This window comes from Streptomyces sp. NPDC019890, assembly GCF_044903445.1.
Classification (GTDB): domain Bacteria; phylum Actinomycetota; class Actinomycetes; order Streptomycetales; family Streptomycetaceae; genus Streptomyces.
Genome location: NZ_JBJDQK010000023.1, coordinates 1 through 17,341, shown reverse-complemented (window position 1 = coordinate 17,341; position 17,341 = coordinate 1). Strand labels below are relative to the sequence as shown.

The following is a 17,341-nucleotide window of genomic DNA, read 5'->3' as shown; positions in this document are numbered from 1 at the left end:
TCAGTGCCCCTCGTTAGGGTCGTTGGGTGTCCGAGTCGTCGCCGCAGCACCATTCACCGCATCCGGCGGTCCCGGCGCTCGAGCAGCAGCCGCTGTTCGACGCCGTGCCGGAGCGTGCCCGCTGGCGCTACAAACCGCGCCGGGCCTCCTGGCTCTGGCACAGCAAGACCGTCCGGGCCGGGGTGCTGATCACCCTCCTCGCCCTTTCGGGCCTCGTCATCCTCGCGCTCGTACGCGAACAGACCGGCACCCACGGCTTTCTGGTCGGTCTCGGCCTCGCGACACTGCCCGTCCCGCTCCTCACCGCGGCCTTCCGCTGGCTGGACCGGGTCGAACCGGGCCCGTGGAAGAACCTGCTCTTCGCGTTCGCCTGGGGCGCGTTCGCCGCCGCCCTCGTCGCGATCATCGCGAACTCCTTCGCGACCCGCTGGATAGCGACCGCCACCGCCGACCCGGCGAGCGCGGACACCATCGGCGCGACGGTCATAGCCCCGATCGTCGAGGAGAGCGCGAAGGCCGCCGCGGTCCTGCTCCTCTTCATCTTCCGCAGACGGGACTTCACCGGGATCGTCGACGGCGTGGTCGTGGCCGGCTTCACCGCGACCGGCTTCGCCTTCACCGAGAACATCCTCTACCTGGGCAACGCCTTCGGCGAGGACCAGGAGATCGGCACATCCGGCCTCGCCTCGGTGACCGCGGCGACCTTCTTCGTACGCGTCGTCATGTCGCCGTTCGCCCACCCGCTCTTCACCGTGCTGACCGGCATCGGCTTCGGCGCTGCCGCGCTGGCCGCGCAGCGCCAGAAGATACGCCGGATCGCGTTGCCGCTGCTCGGCCTCGCCCTGGCGATGGGCATGCACGCCCTGTGGAACGGCTCGTCGTCGCTCTTCGGCCCGTTCGGCTTCTACGCCGTGTACGGGGCCTTCATGGTCCCCGTCTTCGGGCTGCTGACCTGGCTGACGATCTGGACCCGGCAGCGCGAGCTGCGCACCATATCGACGGAGCTGCCCGCGTACGCCGCGGCCGGCTGGCTGATGACGGCCGAGCCGCGCGCCCTGTCCTCGATGCGGGCACGCTCGATCGCCCGCGACGTCGCCCGCCGTACACACGGACCGGCCGCCGCGCACGCCGTTTCGGAGTACGAGCGGTTCGCGACGAGCCTGGCCTTTCTGCGCCACCGGGCCCACCGCGGCGCGGCGGGCCCGGACTTCGTGGCGCGCGAACAGGAGCTGCTGCACCACCTCTGGCAGCGCAAGCAGGTCGCGGGTCCCGCGCTGACGTACGCGGCGCAGGCGACGGGCCGGGTGTGGACGCCGCCGCCGTACCGCGACTACGGCGGCTACAACCCGTACCGCAGCTAGCGGCCGACAGCCGCCGAGCGGGGCTACGCCGACGCCGCCGTCAGCTCGGCCACCTCCTCGGCCGTCAGCTCCAGCTCCGCGACCGCCGTCAGGGCGGGCAGTTGCTCGACCGTGCGGGCCGAGGCGATCGGCGCGACGACGGTCGGCTGCGCGGCCAGCCAGGCGAGCGCGACGGTCGCCACCTCGGCGCCGCGCGCCCCGGCCACCTTGTCCAGTGCGGCGAGGACCCGCACGCCCCGCTCGGTCTTCAGGTGCTTGCCCGCGCCCGCGGCCCGTGCGCTGTCCACCGTCGTACCGGGGCGGTACTTGCCGGTGAGGAATCCGGACGCGAGCCCGGAGTAGGGGGCGGCGGCCAGACCGGCGGCGGCGGCCGTGTCCTGCAGCTCGCCCTCGTACGTGTCCCGGGAGACCAGGTTGTAGTGCGGCTGCAGCGCGACATAGCGGGCCAGCCCCTCGCGTTCCGAGAACTCCAGGGACGCCCGGAGCCGGTCGGCGCTGAGGTTGGAGGCGGCGATGGCACGCACCTTGCCCTCCTTCACCAGCTGGTCCAGCGCGGTGATGATCTCCTCGACAGGGACGCTCGTGTCGTCGAAGTGCGTGTAGTACAGGTCTATGTAGTCGGTGCCGAGCCGCTTCAGGGATGCCTCGGCCGCGGCCTTGACGGTCGCGCCGGACAGGCCCTTGTACTGCGGGTGGGAGCCGACCTTGGTCGCCACGACGACCTCGGAGCGGTTGCGGCGGGCGGCGATCCAGCTGCCGATGACGGTCTCGGACTCGCCGCCCTCGTTGCCCGGCACCCAGGCCGAATAGGCGTCGGCGGTGTCGACGAAGTTGCCACCGGCAGCGGTGTACGCGTCGAGCACGGCGAACGACTGCGCCTGGTCGGCGGTCCAGCCGAAGACATTGCCGCCGAGGGCGAGCGGGAAGACGGCGATACCGGACGAGCCCAGCGTGCGGAGAGAAGTCATGGGTTGATCAACAGCGATACGGTGCGACCTATTCCACGTTCCGCAGTCGGGCGACGGGGTCCACCTCCCGCGCGGCTGCCACCGCGTACGGGGCGGCGCGGCACGCAACAGCGCCCCGGGCGCCGAACGGCGCGAGGGGCGCTGAGCAGTGCGAGGGGCGCTGAGCAGTGCGGAACGTCAGACAGTGAGGCCCTTGTCGCGCAGCCAGGTCATCGGGTCGATGCCCGTCCCGCCCGCCGTGTGGACCTCCAGGTGCAGATGCGGGCCGGTCACATTGCCGGTCGCACCCACGCGGCCGATCGTCTCCCCCGTCGACACCTTCTGGCCCGCGCTGACCGAGATCGAGGACTGGTGGGCGTACCAGATCTCCGTGCCGTCATCGAGCTCCAGCACCGTGCGGTAGCCGTAGGAGCCGGACCAGCCCGCCGACTTGACGGTGCCGCTGTGGACCGCCTTGAGCGGCGTGCCCGTCGGGGCGGCGAAGTCCAGGCCGGTGTGGTAGCCCGAGGACCACATGGAGCCGGCCTCACCGAAGGTGGAGGTGATCGTGTACGAGGAGGTGGGCAGCGAATAGCTCGCGGCGAGCTTGGCGAGGCGCTCGGCCTCCGCCTTGGCCGCCGCGGCCTTCTCGGCCGCAAGCTTCTCCGCCTCGGCCTTGGCCTCCGCCGCGGTCTGCTGCTTCCTCGCCTCCGCCGCGGCCTTCTCGGCCGCCAGCTTCTCCGCGGCCGCCTTCGCCTCGGCGTCCGCCTCGGCCTGCTGCTGCTCGGCCTGCTGGAGGATGCGGGCGCGCAGCGCCTCACCCGCGCCGGCCGCGCCATCGGCAGCGGTCTTGGAGTCGGTGTCCGAGGCGAGCGTCACCGCCGTGAGCGGTGAGGTGTTGCCGGCGTCGGTGTCCGAGGAGTCGTCGGACAGCAAAGAGCCCACGCCGGGAAGGGACTTGGCGTCGGGCAGGTTGTCCGCGATCGAGTCGGGGAGCGATATGGAGACCGGCGGCTTGTCCTGCGCGGTGGCCATGCCGCCCGCGCCGACCGCGGCGATCACGCCGACGCCGAGCACCGTGGAGCTGCGGGCGAGCCCGCCGCGCTGCTTGACGACACGGTGCCGTCCGCGCACCGGACGAACGGAGTCCTCGGTGGGGTTCCATTCCTCCCACGCCCGCTCCGCCCCCTCTTCGCCGCTGAAGAAGTCGGGCCTGAAGGGTGCTTCTGGGGCAGGGGTGTTGGACGCCACTGAGGCGTACTCCTTTCCTTCCTTCTCGCCTACCGGGTTAGCTGACGGGTTCGGAGCAGGAAGGTCTCCTACGAGCGCTTCGACCGCGGAAAAGAGCGGCAAAAGGTGCCCGATTCACCCCAATTGGTGGTTCCCCGGTTCCCTTGCGGGATTCGGCGCACGCGCACGGTGCCGTCTCTTGCGACGGCTGGGACGACCGCGCTGCGTTATCGAACGTTAATAGACGCCAGGGCCGGATTCCAAGCTGTTCCGAGTGATCGTTAACGAGTTCGTCACGGACTTACCGGGACACAAACGGCCGGATACGGGCGACTTGATCGCCTCTCCTCTCACACCTTCACCTGACGGTGGTTCATATGTGATGCGGAGGGGTGCGCTTCGACTACACACGGTGCGGGTCCGGTGGCCTTCCCTGGCTCTGACTCTTCGCTCTGACCACGGGGACGATCCTGCGGCGGCCCTGCTGCCCCTGCCCGGGACGGCTGACCGCCAGCAGGGCCAGGTCGTCCGTCAAGCCGCCACCGGTATGCAGTCGAACGTCGTCGACGAGCGCGTCCAGCAGTTCCTCCGGCCCGGGAAAGAGCCGGCCGCCGAGCCGCGCGGCCGGGTCGTAGAAGACGCCGTCCGCGTCGCGCGCCTCGGAAAGGCCGTCCGTGTAGAGCAGCAGCGTCGCCCCGGCGGGCAGCGGAAACGAGTCCCCACGGTCCGGCCATCCGCTCAGCTCGCCCATGCCCAGCGGCAGCGCGGCCTCGGTCGGCGCAAGCGCGTGCACTTTCCCGTCGGCGTACAGCACCAGCGGTTCCGGATGGCCACGGTTCACCACGCGCACCATCTCGTCGCGGCGCGGGATCTCGGCGATCACTGCCGTGGTGAACTCCTCGAAGATCTCCAGGCTGTCCCGCCGTGTGCCCTCGCGCGCGAGCGCCCGCTCCAGGCGCTTGGCCACCCCTTCGAGCGTGGCCTCCTGCTCGGCCGCCTCCCGGAACGCGCCGATGACCACGGCCACCGCCTCGACCGCCTCCATCCCCTTGCCCCGTACGTCGCCGACCACCAGGCGCACCCCGTACGGAGTGTCCTGCACGGCGAAGAGGTCACCGCCGATGAAGGCGTCCGCCTGCGCCGCCTCGTACCGCGCGGCGACCTGCAGCCCGCCGATCCGTTCGGCGGGCGTGGGCAGCACGGCGCGCTGCGCGGTCTCGGCGATGACGCGGGCGGAGGCGAGGCGCTCGCCGCTGAGCCGTACGACCCGATTGATGATGAGCGCGAGCCCGGCGACGGTGACCACGGTGAACAGCTCGGTGTTGGCCGAGACGCTGTCCAGGGTGTCGTTGTAGATGTGCAGACCGACCACCGCGGCGACGGCCGCGACACCGGTGAGCAGGGTGGTGAGCCAGGAGAAGAAGGGGGCCGCGATCAGCGGGGCAGCCGCGAAGAGGGGGGACGCGGTGAACTCGGACGGAGTGGAGAGATCGAAGATGACACCGCCGATGATCAACAGCGTGGGCAGCGCGCGGACAAAGCTGCGAGCGCTGATGCCGCCGTGCCGTCCTCGGTGCCCCACGAGTGCTCTCCTGCCCCGTCCGCCCAGGCTGCGGAAGGTACCGCGCCCTCCCCAGGCTGGCCTCAGTCGCGCCGCGCGGCGACTCGCCGTCGGCCAACCGGGCGAAACACCGATGGGCGGACACGACAGTGGCCCGGCACTCTTCTCGAGTGCCGGGCCACTGTTTTCAGTAGCGGGGACAGGATTTGAACCTGCGACCTCTGGGTTATGAGCCCAGCGAGCTACCGAGCTGCTCCACCCCGCGTCGGTGAACACAACCTTACGCTATCCGGAGCAAGATCAAATCCATTTACCGGTGGAACAGCTGCGCGGCAGCTGTTCCACCCTCCGCCCGGCGTCCGATCCCTGCGCCCGGGGTCGTCGGGGGCCGGACTCAGCGGCGGCGCAGACGCAGTGCGGTGAGCACGCCACCGGCCGCGATCAGGGCCACGGCCGCGATGGCCGCGTACCAGGTGGTGCGGGAGGAGCCGGTGCTGGCCAGGGCGCCGGTGGTGGTGACCGGGGTGTTGGCGCCGACCGCCACCGCGGAGGCCGAGGCGGACGGGGTGACGGAGGCGGACGGAGTCGCGGAGGGCTGGGTGGTCGGGGTCGCGCTCGGCTCGGCGGACGGCGGGGTGGTCCCGCGTTCGGGGGCGACCGTGATCCGGCCCGCGGCCTCCAGGAACGGCATCGTGTTGCCCTCGGTCAGCGAGGTCGAGGCGCGCAGCGTGAGCTTGACCGGCTTCTGGATGCCCTTGAAGTCGAGCACGCGCACCCGAAGGATGTAGCGGTGCAGCTTGCCCTTGTCGGTGAAGTAGCTCTTCGGGATGTCGCCGAGCTTCCAGCGGTTCTGGACGCCCGGGACCTTCTCGGCCTTGATCACCATGCCGTTCCCGATCCACTCCTCGATCGACAGCTCCGGGATCTCACCCGTGGCCCCGGGCTCCTCGGCGACCTCGATCGTGGTCGCCAAGTCGGTGTCAAAGGTTCCGTCGCCCTTGAGCTGGTGGAAGAGGTCGACGTTGCCCCACAGGCCGGGCTTGATGGGCGCGTCCTTGTCCGTACGCATCCACATGGCGGCGGGGGCGGCGTTGATCTTCGGGCTGGTCTCGAGGACGAGGGTGTCGTCCTGCTCGGGCTTCGTGTGCTCGTCCAGGTCAGCGGCCGTGAGCTTGAGGTTGCCGTTGTTGGAGGGGAAGTTCTTGCCGAGTCCGATGGAGATCTTCCAGCTCAGCTCGCCCTTGGCGGGCACGGAGAAGGAGGAGCCCTGGCTCTTGTCAGCCGGCTTGAACACGCCCTGCGCGCCGGTGCCCTGCTGCGAGACGTACTCGTCGGTCGCCGGAGCGTTGACCGGCTGCACGTCGAAGACGATGTGCTTGGCTGCGATCGGGCTCGCCCCGTCCGTGTCGCCGACCAGCCACGGCTGGAAGTCCACCGGCTTGTCCGAGGAGTTCTTCACCGTGAAGGAGAAGGTCTCGCTCGCCCCGCCCCGGGTCAGCGGTCCGGCCGGCGCGGGGGCGCCGAGCTCGATGGTGAGCGGCGTGCCGGAGCCCACCGGTGCCGCATGGGCTGTCAGCGGAACAAGGGTGGCGCCGACGGCGGCGGCGACGGTGAACGCGGCGGAGGCAAGGCGAGCGGACATGGTGGACTCCCCCCAAGGAATCAGTCAGAGGCCTGACTGCCGCTGGACAGGCGGTAGTCGGCCGTACGAGAGCTACGAGGCGCACAGCGCGGCAGAGCGCCGCGACGAGTGGTGAAGGAGATGAGAGATCGCCATGCAGCCGGCCTGATTTCGGCCCCGATTTCGGTCCCGGCCTGCGGCGATGCGCCAATCTTCACACTTCAAGATCGATGGAACAATCCCCGCAATGTCACCACTGTGCAACTGAAGTTCAGGCGGCCTGAACGGCCGGACCTCTGGTCGCGGGAGTGCCGCAGTGGACCGACACTGGGACGGGAGGCTGCCATGGCATACGACGAGAGACTGGCTCAGCGCATCCGCGACCACCTCGGGCCCCATCCCGGCATCGCCGAGAAGCACATGTTCGGCGGCCTGGCGTTCCTGTACCGCGGAAACATGGCCTTCGGGGTCATCGGGGACGAGCTGATCGTCCGCGTCGGGCCGGAGGCGACGGATGCCGCCCTGACCAGGGCCGGCGCCCGGCTCTTCGACTTCAGCAGCCGGCCGATGCGCGGCTGGGTGACGGTCGGCGCCGCCGGGCTCGCGGACGACGGCGCGCTGTGCACGTGGATCGACGAGGGCCATGCGTACGCGGGGAGCCTGCCGCCGAAGTAGCCCCTGACAGCCCCTCAGGGAAGCAGCCGGGCGGCGCGCATCTGGAGGTACCGGATCTCCGGCACGCTCAGGGTGCGCTGAGCCGCCAACTGGTAAGCGGCGCGCGCGCCTTCCGTGTCCCCCGCCTTCTCCAGCAGATGCGCGCGTACGGCTTCGAGCCGATGGTGCCCCGCCAACTGACCCTCCAGCTTGGCGACTTCGGCCAGCCCGGCCTCGGGCCCGCGCACCATCGCGACCGCCACGGCCCGCCCGAGCTCGGCCATCGGCTCGGGAGCCTGGAGTACGAGGATGTTGTACAGGGCAAGGATCTGCGGCCAGTCGGTGTCCTCGGCGTGCTTCGCCTCGTCGTGCAGCGCGGCGATCGCCGCCTGGAGCTGATACGGCCCGGCCGGCCCCTGCGACAGGGCCGCCTCGACCAGGGCAGCGCCCTCGCGGATCGCGTCCTGGTCCCAGCGGGTGCGGTCCTGCTCGTCGAGCGGGATCAGTTCGCCGTGCGGTCCGGTGCGCGCCTCGCTGCGGGCCTCGGTGAGCAGCATGAGCGCGAGCAGCCCGGTGACCGCGCCTTCGCGGGGGAGCAGACGGCGTACCGCCCGGGTCAGCCGGATCGCCTCGCCGGCCAGGTCGGAGCGGTGCAGTGCGTAGCCGGAGGTTGCCGTGTAACCCTCGTTGAAGATCACGTACAGAACCTGCAGCACGGCGGCGAGCCGCTGATCACGGTCCTCCGGCCGCGGCTGCCGGAAGGGCACGCCTTTCACCTTCTGCTTCGCCCGGCTGACGCGCTGCGCCATGGTCGCCTCGGGCACCAGATGCGCACGGGCGATCTCGGCCGTCGTCAGACCGCCGACGGCCCGCAGCGTCAGCGCGATCTGCGCGGGCGGGCTCAGTTCGGGGTGGCAGCAGAGAAAGAGCAGCGTGAGTGTGTCGTCCTCCGACGGCGCGCGGCTCTCCCCCGGCGGCGGCGCGGTGAAAGCGTCCCGCGGTGTGAGCGTCGCGGCCGTCTCCTCCCGCCTGCGCCGGGCCTCCTCGCTGCGCAGCAGGTCCGTCAGCCGCCGTGACGCGACCTTGATCAGCCAGCCGCGCGGGTTCTCCGGGACCCCTTTCCCGGGCCACTGCTCGGCGGCGGCGAGCAGCGCCTCCTGTACGGAGTCCTCGGCGAGGTCGAAGTGCCCGTACCGGCGCACCAGCGCGCCGAGGACCTGCGGCGCGTGTCGGCGCAGCAGGTCCTCGACGTCGTCCGTGCGTCTCACACATCGCCTCCACTGTCGATCGGCCGGATGACCACCGGATACGGGGGAGCCCCCTCGGGCGCAGGGCACGTCGCGATGCGCGCGGCGATCTCGGTGACCCGCTCCAGGCTCTCGCAGTCGAGCACCCAGTACCCGGCAAGCAGCTCCTTGGTCTCGCTGTACGGACCATCGGTGATCACGGGCCGCCCGTCCTCGCCCGCGCTGACGAAACGGGTCTGTGCGGGCTCGGTCAGGCCGTTCCCGTCGACGAACTCTCCGGACTCGGACAGGTCATTGTTCACCTCGCCCATGAAGGCGAACATCGCCTGCACTTCCTTCTCGCTCCAGGCCGGGCTGTGGGCGGACGCCTTGCCGCGCATCGCTTCGTAGTCGGCCTGCGAGCCCTGGACCATCACCAGATACTTCATGGCGTCGCTCCCTCGGTGCACTGTCACCCCTTGTGGGCAACTCTCACAGGGGACGTCGGAGCCGATGCGGGATTCTCGACAGCGCGCGCAGGATTTTCTGAAATTTTCTCCGGACCACCGGGTCGGCGCACGTCGGGAGTCCGGATGCCGACGGTCGTCCGCCGCCGGTTGCGCAATGCAGCAACCGCGCACACGTTGGACCGCGACTCGGTGGGTATCACCAGGGAGGGACCTTGGCGACCGGCTGGCGGAGGCGTCCTCCAGCGCTACAGCGAGGTCCTGTCCATGTCTGGAGGACCGATGGCAACACCCATGTCCGCCGACCGATTACTGAAGGCGCTCCGCGACGAGCACCTGACCGTCGTCGAGGTCGGCAACTGGCGTACGCACAACCGCAATCACAAAGGCCCGTGGGGCCCCGTGCACGGCGTGATGATCCACCACACCGTGACGTCCGGCACCGCGAACTCCGTATCCATCTGCTACGACGGCTACTCCACCCTGCCCGGCCCGCTGTGCCACGGCGTCATCGACAAGTCCGGCAGGGTCCACCTCGTCGGCAACGGCAGGGCCAACCACGCGGGTCTCGGCGACGACGACGTCCTGCGGGCCGTCATCGACGAACGGGACCTGCCCCCCGACAACGAGGCCAACACCGACGGCAATCGCGCCTTCTACGGCTTCGAGTGCATCAACCTCGGCGACGGCAAGGACCCGTGGCCGACCGCCCAGCTGGAGGCGATCGAGAAGGCGGCCGCCGCGCTCTGCCGAGTGCACGGCTGGTCGCAGCGCTCGGTGATCGGCCACCTCGAATGGCAGCCCGGCAAGGTCGACCCCCGCGGCTTCAGCATGTCGTCGATGCGGGCCCGGATAGGCGTGCGGCTCGGCACCACCCAACCCCCCGAGGAGGAAGACATGACCCCCGAGCAGGCCAGGCAGCTCAAGGAACTCCACGAGCAGCGGCGGATCGCCCCCTGGACCTATCAGGGGCAGATCGACCGCGACGCCTGGTCGATACTCAACTCCACGTGGGCGAAGGTCGATGCCCTTGAGCCGGTGGAGCTCACCGACGCACAGATCGCGGCGATCGCGGACAAGGTCGCGGCGCATCCCGTCCTCGCCGAAAAGATCGCGGAGCAGGTGGCAGCCAAGCTCGCCGCGCGTCTCGCCCAGTAGCACCGCTGCGCGTAGCAACGTTCCGCCGCTCGGGGCGCAGGAGGTATTCGGTGGGGTTCTGCCCGGATGCGCGGAGAACCCCGCCGAGACCGCTCCATGAGGGCATCAGCCAGGTCGAGCCCGGCAAGATCGGCAGACCTCACGAAGCACTACTACGTGAACGCGAGCCTTCGCAGTCGCCGCCAGTCCACAGGTGGCTTCGCCCGGGGTACACCGGGCCGGCTCCGCGGTACCCGTACGCGCAGGGCTCGCGGCCGGATCACGCAGCGCACGGGCGCCGGCAGGGTGAGCGCCTCGCCGTCCACGCCGACCTGGACCTCGAGCTCGTCGGCGTCGATGACCACCTCACTGGCCGTCAGCACAGTAAGTCCGCGGGCGCGTTCGCCACGGAGCATGTCGACCGCCTGCGCCGTGTTGTCGACCTTGATGCCCAGGACTCCCAGGACGCCGGAATCCAACCGGTCCCGCCGGCCCAGCCCGGCCAGGTCGCCCAGTCGGTACGGGTTGTTGCTCACCAGTACGGCCTGGGGCTCGTCGATGGCCGCATCTTCGGCGAGCACGGCCAGACGGGGGCCGCTCCGGTGGGTCAGCAGGTCCGGAAGCATCTGCAGGGTGGTGCCGACCTTGTCATCGCGGTAGGCGGGGCTCTGCACCACGACCGCATAGGTGCCGAAGGAGGCGTTGTTGACGAAGGCATGCTCACCGATGAAGCCCAGGTCGACGTGGAGTTCGACGCCGTCGGTGAGTGCGTCCAGGCTCGTCGACGGGTCGGCCCGGTCGAGGCCCAGGTCCAGGGCGAAGTGGTTGCGGGTGCCGGCCGGGACGACCATGAAGGGAATGCCGTGTTCCGCGGCCACCCCGGCGACCAGAGCCTGTGTGCCGTCGCCGCCCGCGACGCCGAGCAGGTCGGCACCATCGGTGACGGCCCGACGCGCGAGCTCGGCGACATCCGTTGGATGGCCGGTGTCCAGCAGCAGGACGTCGGCGCCGAGTGCCTCGGCCTTCGCCTTCAGGCCGAATGTCACCACCTTTCCACCGCCCGACCGGGGATTCATGATCAGGAACGGATGCCTGGGAGGAGGAGTCCGGAATTCCGGAGTGCCCGTCGGCTCGGTGTCTCTGAGCGCGGCCCAGCCCGCGGAGACCGCCACTGCCCACAGCCCGAGAGACACGGTGACGACCCACAGCAGCCCGGACAGCGCGTAGAGCACGAGCACGGCCACCGGTGCGGCTGCCGCCACCGCGAACGCGAGAAACCTGCCGAGTCCGCGGCGGGTCAGTGCCCACCACGCGCAGGCTGCGCCGAGGACCAGTCCGGCCAGCCCGACGCCCACCAGTGCGATAGCCCTGATTCCCGCGAACACCAGCAGCACGAGGACGACCGCGGCTCCCGCGACAATTGCCAACCGCGCGAACCAGCGCCTCGCCCCGGCGCTGCGCGCACGGGAAACGATGTCCATAGGGCCCTCCCGCCACTGCCTGTGCCTCATTGCACCGCCGACGGGCGAGCCGGCGCATCACCTTCCATGGGTGAACGCCTGCCCACCGACAAGGTCTTTTCACCCTTTCCGGGTGATGTCCGTCGTGCGCGCCGGCCGCCCTGCCTGGCGATCATGAACAGGCGCGGTGAAGATTGACTCGTCGGTACCAGTGCCCGTAGGTAACCAGTGCCCGTCGGCACGCATGGCCACTGCACCGACCTGCACCTTTCGTACGGTTGGCAGGACAAGGCAGCCGACAGCCACATGGTGGTCGCATGCCCCGCACAACAGCATCGGCAACGCCGGACGGCGGCGGAGGAGCACCCCGTACCGCCCCGGCACCGACGAGCCACACGTCCGGACTCGGCACCACGGGATCACCGCTGGCTCCGACCGGTGATCCGCTACTGGCCGCGAAGTTCTCCGTACCGGCCGTTCCGGGGACGTTCGTACGCCGTAAGCGGCTCCTGGACCGCCTCACCGAAGGAACCGCCGGACCACTGACCCTGATCACGGGCCCGGCCGGCGCCGGGAAGACCATGCTCGCCGCCTCGTGGGCGGTCGGTGCCACGGCACCGCACCCGGTCGTGTGGCTGACCCTTGAAAACGACGACAGCGCACCCGGCGTGTTCTGGACCTACGTACTCGAAGCCTTCCGCCACCACCGGGTGACGCTGCCCGACGACATCGGCTCCCCGGCACGCGCCGACAGCGTCGACCATTCCTGGCTGGTCCGGCTCGCTTCCGCGCTCGCCCGCCTGCCTGCGCCGGTGGTGCTCGTACTCGACGGCCTCGACCGGGTGCCCGGCCGCGACGTGGCATCGGGCCTCGACTTCGTCCTGAATCACGTGGGGCAGCTGCGCCTGGTGCTGATCAGCCGGATCGACCCGCTGCTCCCCCTGCACCGCTACCGCGCCGACGACCGCATCTGCGAGATCCGCTGCGCCGACCTGGCGTTCACCCGGCACGAGACCGCGACACTGCTGCGGCGACACGGCCTGGCTTCGTCGGCGGAGACCGTCGACGCCCTCACCCGCCGCAGCGAGGGCTGGGCCGCCGGACTGCGGCTGTGTGCCCTGGCCATGCAGCGGGCCGACGACCCGACCGGCTTCGCCCGGTCCTTCGCCCTTTCCCAGAGTGCCGTCGCCGACTACCTGCTTGCCGAAGTCGTCGAGGCCCAGCCCGCCGCCACCCAGGACCTGCTGATGCGCACGAGCATCCTGAACCGGGTGCACCCGCAGCTGGCGAACGCGCTGACCGGACGCGAGGACGCCGCGGCGATCCTGGCCGACCTCACCCGCGCCAACGCCTTCGTCGAACCGCTCGGTGACACGCCCTGGTGCCGCTTCCACCCGCTGTTCACCGAGGTCCTGAACGCACACCTGCACAGCCGTCGGCCCAGCCTCGAACCACAGCTGCATCGCCTCGCGGCACGCTGGTTCGCCGACGCCGGCCTGATGAACGAAGCCATGGAACACGCGGCCGCGGCAGGTGACTGGGAGTACGCCGCCACCCTGATCCTCGATCGCCTTGCCCTCGGCGGCCTGCTCACCGGCCCGGACACCCACCGGCTGGAGCGGCTCTTCGCCGACATGCCCGCCGACCTCCCGGGTGCCGCTCCCTGGCTGCGGCAACTGCTCGACCATCGGCCCGGACTCGCCGGCGACCGCCCCCGGCTCACCGAGCGCACGGCATCCGTCGGCCGCCTGCCGACCCCGGACGGCGGCCCTGGCCCTGCGCGCGAGATTCTCGTCGAGTCGCTCAGCGACCGCGAGCGAGACGTGCTGCGGCAAGCCGCGCAGATGATGTCGACCGAGGAGATCGCCGGAGCGCTGTATGTGTCCGTCAATACCGTGAAGACACATCTGAGCAGCATCTACCGCAAGCTTTCTGTTTCGCGGCGCAGCGATGCGGTCCGCCGCGCGAGGGAGCTCCACCTGCTCTGACGGCTTGCATGCGGGCTCCGCGCGCAGACGGGGCGTACGGACTCGGAACCCGGACTCACCTCATCCGGGTGATGCCGCGCCGGTCGCACGTCGGACAGCATGCAAGGAAGAGAGATTCCCCTGGACCATCCAGCACCAACCAGGACAATTGGGAGGTGCGGGCATGCGTTACGAGTTCCGCGTCACCGACAACCTCTCCAGGCCCGTTGCAGAGGCCTTCCCCGAGTTGGAGGCAACGCCAACCCCACACCAGACACTGCTCTACGGCCCGGTCACCGACGAGGCGCACCTGTACGGACTGCTCATGCGCTTCCAGGACTTGGGCCTGCACGTGGTCGAGATGCGTCGGCTGCCCGACTGATCAGTTCCGCAGCGGCAAGGAGGCTTTCGCGATGAACGCGACGACCCCGCGCGTACACCTGGACCCGCACGAGCGGGCCGCCCGCGGCAAGGCAGCCCGCGCGCAGGTGCCACGCTCCAGCCATGCCGTGTTCGAACCGTCGGCGGACCGGCCCGACCCTGTGGAGACCGTCGAGCGCCAGTCCGCCTCTCGTGTGCCGGAACTCGTACCCATCCGGTACGGCCGGATGCTGGAATCCCCGTTCCGGTTCTACCGGGGCGCGGCCTCCATCATGGCCACCGATCTCGGCGCCGCGCCCCACACCGGGCTCTTCGCGCAGCTCTGCGGGGACGCCCACCTGCTGAACTTCCGACTGCTCGCCTCCCCCGAACGGCATCTGGTCTTCGACATCAACGACTTCGACGAAACCCTGCCGGGCCCATGGGAGTGGGATGTCAAGCGGCTTGCGGCGAGCCTGGTGATCGCCGGCCGTGCCAACGACTTCTCGGAAAAACAGCGCAGGGCCGTGGTCCGGGGCACCGTACGGGCGTACCGGGACGCGATGCGCAGATTCGCCGGGATGCGGAACCTCGACCTCTGGTATCTCCAGGGAGATACCGACCGGCTGCGTGAGCTCATGCCCGAGGATGTGGGCAAGAGGGCCCGCGAGAGAATGTCCAACGCGCTGGTCACAGCGCGAACGCGGGACAGCCTGCAGGCGTTTCAGAAACTCACGAAGGTCATCGACGGCGAGCGGCGCATCGCGCCCGACCCACCGTTGATCGTCCCGCTGACCGACCTGCTCCCCGACGTCGAGCGCGAGGTGCTCGAGCAACAGATCCGTCACCTCATCGCGCAATACAGCCGCAGCCTCGCGTCCGACCGGAGGCATCTGCTCGAGCAGTTCCGGTTGGTCGACATCGCCCGCAAGGTGGTCGGGGTCGGCAGCGTGGGCACCCGCTGCTGGGTGCTGCTCCTGCTCGGCGCGGACGACGAGGACCCGCTGCTGCTGCAGGCCAAGGAGGCCGACACGTCGGTGCTCGCCCCCTACGCCGGTGCCGGCACGTACGAGAACCAGGGGGAACGGGTGGTGGCCGGGCAGCGGCTGATGCAGGCGACCAGTGACATCTTCCTCGGCTGGGAGCGGGCCACGGGCATCGACGGCCTGCAGCGCGACTTCTACGTCCGCCAACTGCGGGACTGGAAAGGCATCGCCCGGCCCGAGCTCATGACCCCGGAGCAGATGGAGTTCTTCGGCACCCTCTGCGGCACCACACTGGCCCGCGCCCACGCCCGCTCCGGCGACCGGATCGCCATTGCCGCCTACCTCGGCGGCAAAGACAGCTTCGACCGGGCGCTGGCGGAGTTCGCCGAGCTCTACGCCGACCAGAACGAGCGAGACTTCCATGCGCTCGCCGAAGCGGCGCGCACGGGACGAGTCACCGCCGAGGCCGCGTGAGCGTTTGCGCTCGAGTGGGACCCGGTGACGGCCGATCACACACGAATCACCCGTGACAGGTGAGGCCTCGGGCCGGGAAATGAGGAGTCTGGAAGGGAGCGGGCCCTCTGAGGTCCGAAAGCAAGTGGCAGGAGGAGAGCTATGGATGGCTACCTGGTCCTGGCGTACGACTACCCCGTGCTGGGCGCCTTCTGGACCGTGATGTGGATCTTCCTCTGGATCATGTGGCTGATGCTGCTCTTCCGGATCATCATCGACATCTTCCGGGACCACGAGATGAACGGATGGGCCAAAGCCGCATGGCTGCTCTTCGTGATCGTCGTCCCGTTCCTCGGTGTGCTGGTGTACGTGATCGTCCGGGGCAAGGACATGGGCAAGCGCGAACTCACCCAGGCACAGAAGCAGCAAGCTGCCATGGATTCCTACATTCGGGAGACAGCCGGTGGCGGGAGTGGGGTGGACCAGTTGGCCAAGCTGTCCGAACTCAAGGCCAAGGGCGAGATATCGGAGCAGGAATTCGAGCGGGCCAAGCAGAAGATCCTGGCCTGAACCGCCGCAGCCGAGTGGGACAAAAGAGCCGGAACAGCGAAGCGCCCCGACCGGTGAAACCGGTCAGGGCGCCACGTGCTCAGGTCAGGACGGTGGAGGCAGGCAGTGCTGCCGGACGAGTTGCCACACGTCCTCGGGCGTTTCGCGGGTGAGGGCGGTGGCAGCAGCGACGGCTTCGGGGAGTTCGACACGGTGGTACGGCGGGACAGGGCGCCATGGGTGGGCGGGCGGTCCGTGCGGTGGAGGAAGCCCAGGGCTGTGCCGTGCGAGGCGGCGTGGCCGGGAAAGGCCCGCCGAGTCATCGGGAGGCCATCGTTTCGGCGAGGGCGCGGAAGATCAGGGCGGTGGAGGTGGCTCCCGGGTCCTGGTGGCCGATGCTGCGGGCGCCGAGGTAGGAGGCGCGTCCCTTACGGGCCTGCATGGGGGTGGTGGCACGCATGCCCTCCTCAGCAGCGTCGGCGGCGGCCAGGGCGGCGGCGGCGAAATCGCTGCCCGAGCCGGCCGCCAGTCGGAAGGCGGCCAGCGCGGGGGCGTAGGCGTCGATCATTGTCTTGTCCCCGGCCTGCGCGGTGCCGAGTCTCTGGACGCTGTGGAGTCCGGCCGCGAGGGCGGCCGCGAACTGTTCCGTGTCGGCGGTGGGTGTGTCCAGGACCTTGCCCATGGCGCGGAATGCGCTGCCGTAGAGGGGGCCGGAGGCGCCTCCGACGCTGGAGATCAGGGTTGTGCCGGTCTTGGCCAGCACGGCCCCCACGGTGTCCGGCGGGAGGTCGGCAAGTGCGGTGACGGCGGCGGAGAAGCCGCGGTGCATGTTGGTGCCGTGGTCGGCGTCGCCGATGGCCGAGTCGAGCTGGGTGAGGTGGTCCTTGTGCTTGTCCACGGCGGCGGCGATGGCCTGCACCCAGGTGCGGGCGAGGTCGGTGTCCACGGAGTCTCCGTTCTTGGGGGTCGCGCTGTCGGGGGTGGGGGCGGGTCCGGACGTCTCACGCGTGCCGGACCCGCCCGGCTCTCTCAGACTCCCCAGCGCAGGGCGGGGGTGTTCACGGGCATGTCCCACAGGGACAGAATGTCGGGATCGGCCTTGCACACGGTGATGGAAACACCGGCCATGTCCAGGCTGGTGACGTAGTTTCCGATCAGGTTGCGGGCGATGACGATGCCCTTGTCCGCGAGTACGGCGGCGACCTCGCTGTAGGCCACGTACAGCTCCAGCAGGGGTGTGCCGCCCAGGCCGTTGACCATGACGATGGTCTCGTCCCCCGCGGTGAGCGGCTGGTCGGCGAGGATCGCGTCCAGGGCGGTGGCCACGATCTCCTTGGCCGGACGGAGCTTTTCCCTGCTGCG

Annotated in this window: 16 protein-coding genes, 1 tRNA gene and 1 riboswitch; of the genes, 7 read left to right on the top strand and 10 right to left on the bottom strand. The window is 70.0% G+C overall.

What is annotated here, in order from left to right:
• Positions 1-26 precede the first annotated feature (26 nt).
• Positions 27-1,361: a PrsW family intramembrane metalloprotease gene (locus ACI2LP_RS32570; RefSeq protein WP_404728144.1), complete on the top strand. Its 1,335-nt coding sequence runs from the start codon at positions 27-29 to the stop codon at positions 1,359-1,361.
• Positions 1,362-1,384: 23 nt separating this feature from the next.
• Here the strand turns inward: ACI2LP_RS32570 and ACI2LP_RS32565 are convergent, their stop codons facing one another.
• The 5 genes from ACI2LP_RS32565 to ACI2LP_RS32545 form a co-directional block, all read right to left on the bottom strand.
• Complete coding sequence (locus ACI2LP_RS32565) at positions 1,385-2,329, bottom strand: aldo/keto reductase (RefSeq protein ID WP_404728143.1); 945 nt, start codon at positions 2,327-2,329, stop codon at positions 1,385-1,387.
• A gap of 177 nt (positions 2,330-2,506) precedes the next feature.
• Positions 2,507-3,559: a M23 family metallopeptidase gene (locus ACI2LP_RS32560; RefSeq protein ID WP_404728142.1), complete on the bottom strand. Its 1,053-nt coding sequence runs from the start codon at positions 3,557-3,559 to the stop codon at positions 2,507-2,509.
• 11 nt (positions 3,560-3,570) lie between these two features.
• Positions 3,571-3,727: riboswitch (cyclic di-AMP (ydaO/yuaA leader) on the bottom strand.
• Positions 3,728-3,941: 214 nt separating this feature from the next.
• On the bottom strand, positions 3,942-5,120 hold the full coding sequence (locus ACI2LP_RS32555; RefSeq protein ID WP_404728141.1) for a PP2C family protein-serine/threonine phosphatase: 1,179 nt from the start codon (positions 5,118-5,120) through the stop codon (positions 3,942-3,944).
• Between the two features lie 170 nt (positions 5,121-5,290).
• Positions 5,291-5,364 (bottom strand) — tRNA-Met (locus ACI2LP_RS32550).
• A gap of 129 nt (positions 5,365-5,493) precedes the next feature.
• On the bottom strand, positions 5,494-6,741 hold the full coding sequence (locus ACI2LP_RS32545) for an LPXTG cell wall anchor domain-containing protein (protein WP_404728140.1): 1,248 nt from the start codon (positions 6,739-6,741) through the stop codon (positions 5,494-5,496).
• Positions 6,742-7,065: 324 nt separating this feature from the next.
• On the opposite strand from ACI2LP_RS32545, the gene ACI2LP_RS32540 reads away from it, so the two are divergent.
• Positions 7,066-7,395, top strand: a complete 330-nt coding sequence (locus ACI2LP_RS32540; protein ID WP_404728139.1) for a TfoX/Sxy family protein — start codon at positions 7,066-7,068, stop codon at positions 7,393-7,395.
• Positions 7,396-7,409: 14 nt separating this feature from the next.
• Here ACI2LP_RS32540 and ACI2LP_RS32535 read toward each other — a convergent pair whose 3' ends face one another.
• Both ACI2LP_RS32535 and ACI2LP_RS32530 read right to left on the bottom strand, forming a co-directional pair.
• Entirely contained in the window at positions 7,410-8,642 is a 1,233-nt protein-coding gene (locus ACI2LP_RS32535) for an RNA polymerase sigma factor (RefSeq protein WP_404728138.1), read from the bottom strand.
• Entirely contained in the window at positions 8,639-9,049 is a 411-nt protein-coding gene (locus ACI2LP_RS32530; protein ID WP_404728137.1) for a YciI family protein, read from the bottom strand. Before ACI2LP_RS32530 ends, ACI2LP_RS32535 begins: the two co-directional genes overlap by 4 nt.
• 300 nt (positions 9,050-9,349) lie before the next feature.
• On the opposite strand from ACI2LP_RS32530, the gene ACI2LP_RS32525 reads away from it, so the two are divergent.
• Complete coding sequence (locus ACI2LP_RS32525; protein ID WP_404728136.1) at positions 9,350-10,225, top strand: N-acetylmuramoyl-L-alanine amidase; 876 nt, start codon at positions 9,350-9,352, stop codon at positions 10,223-10,225.
• Between the two features lie 152 nt (positions 10,226-10,377).
• Here ACI2LP_RS32525 and ACI2LP_RS32520 read toward each other — a convergent pair whose 3' ends face one another.
• Positions 10,378-11,685 carry a diacylglycerol/lipid kinase family protein gene (locus ACI2LP_RS32520; protein ID WP_404728135.1) on the bottom strand — a complete coding sequence of 436 codons (1,308 nt, stop codon included), beginning with the start codon at positions 11,683-11,685 and terminating at the stop codon, positions 10,378-10,380.
• A gap of 296 nt (positions 11,686-11,981) precedes the next feature.
• On the opposite strand from ACI2LP_RS32520, the gene ACI2LP_RS32515 reads away from it, so the two are divergent.
• From ACI2LP_RS32515 to ACI2LP_RS32500, 4 genes are all read left to right on the top strand, one after another.
• The gene (locus ACI2LP_RS32515) at positions 11,982-13,652 is read left to right on the top strand and encodes a LuxR C-terminal-related transcriptional regulator (RefSeq protein ID WP_404728134.1); all 1,671 of its coding nucleotides are present in this window, start codon (positions 11,982-11,984) and stop codon (positions 13,650-13,652) included.
• A 163-nt stretch (positions 13,653-13,815) separates the two neighbouring features.
• Positions 13,816-14,013: a hypothetical protein gene (locus ACI2LP_RS32510; protein WP_404728133.1), complete on the top strand. Its 198-nt coding sequence runs from the start codon at positions 13,816-13,818 to the stop codon at positions 14,011-14,013.
• Positions 14,014-14,044: 31 nt separating this feature from the next.
• Complete coding sequence (locus tag ACI2LP_RS32505) at positions 14,045-15,451, top strand: DUF2252 domain-containing protein (protein ID WP_404728132.1); 1,407 nt, start codon at positions 14,045-14,047, stop codon at positions 15,449-15,451.
• 141 nt (positions 15,452-15,592) lie between these two features.
• On the top strand, positions 15,593-16,000 hold the full coding sequence (locus ACI2LP_RS32500) for an SHOCT domain-containing protein (RefSeq protein WP_404728131.1): 408 nt from the start codon (positions 15,593-15,595) through the stop codon (positions 15,998-16,000).
• Positions 16,001-16,298: 298 nt separating this feature from the next.
• Here ACI2LP_RS32500 and dhaL read toward each other — a convergent pair whose 3' ends face one another.
• Together dhaL and ACI2LP_RS32490 are read right to left on the bottom strand one after the other, a co-directional pair.
• A complete protein-coding gene (gene dhaL, locus ACI2LP_RS32495) occupies positions 16,299-16,925 on the bottom strand; it encodes a dihydroxyacetone kinase subunit DhaL (protein WP_404728130.1) in 627 nt (208 codons plus the stop codon).
• Positions 16,926-17,008: 83 nt separating this feature from the next.
• Positions 17,009-17,341: dihydroxyacetone kinase subunit DhaK (locus ACI2LP_RS32490; protein WP_404728129.1), on the bottom strand; the 333-nt coding region annotated here is incomplete at its 5' end.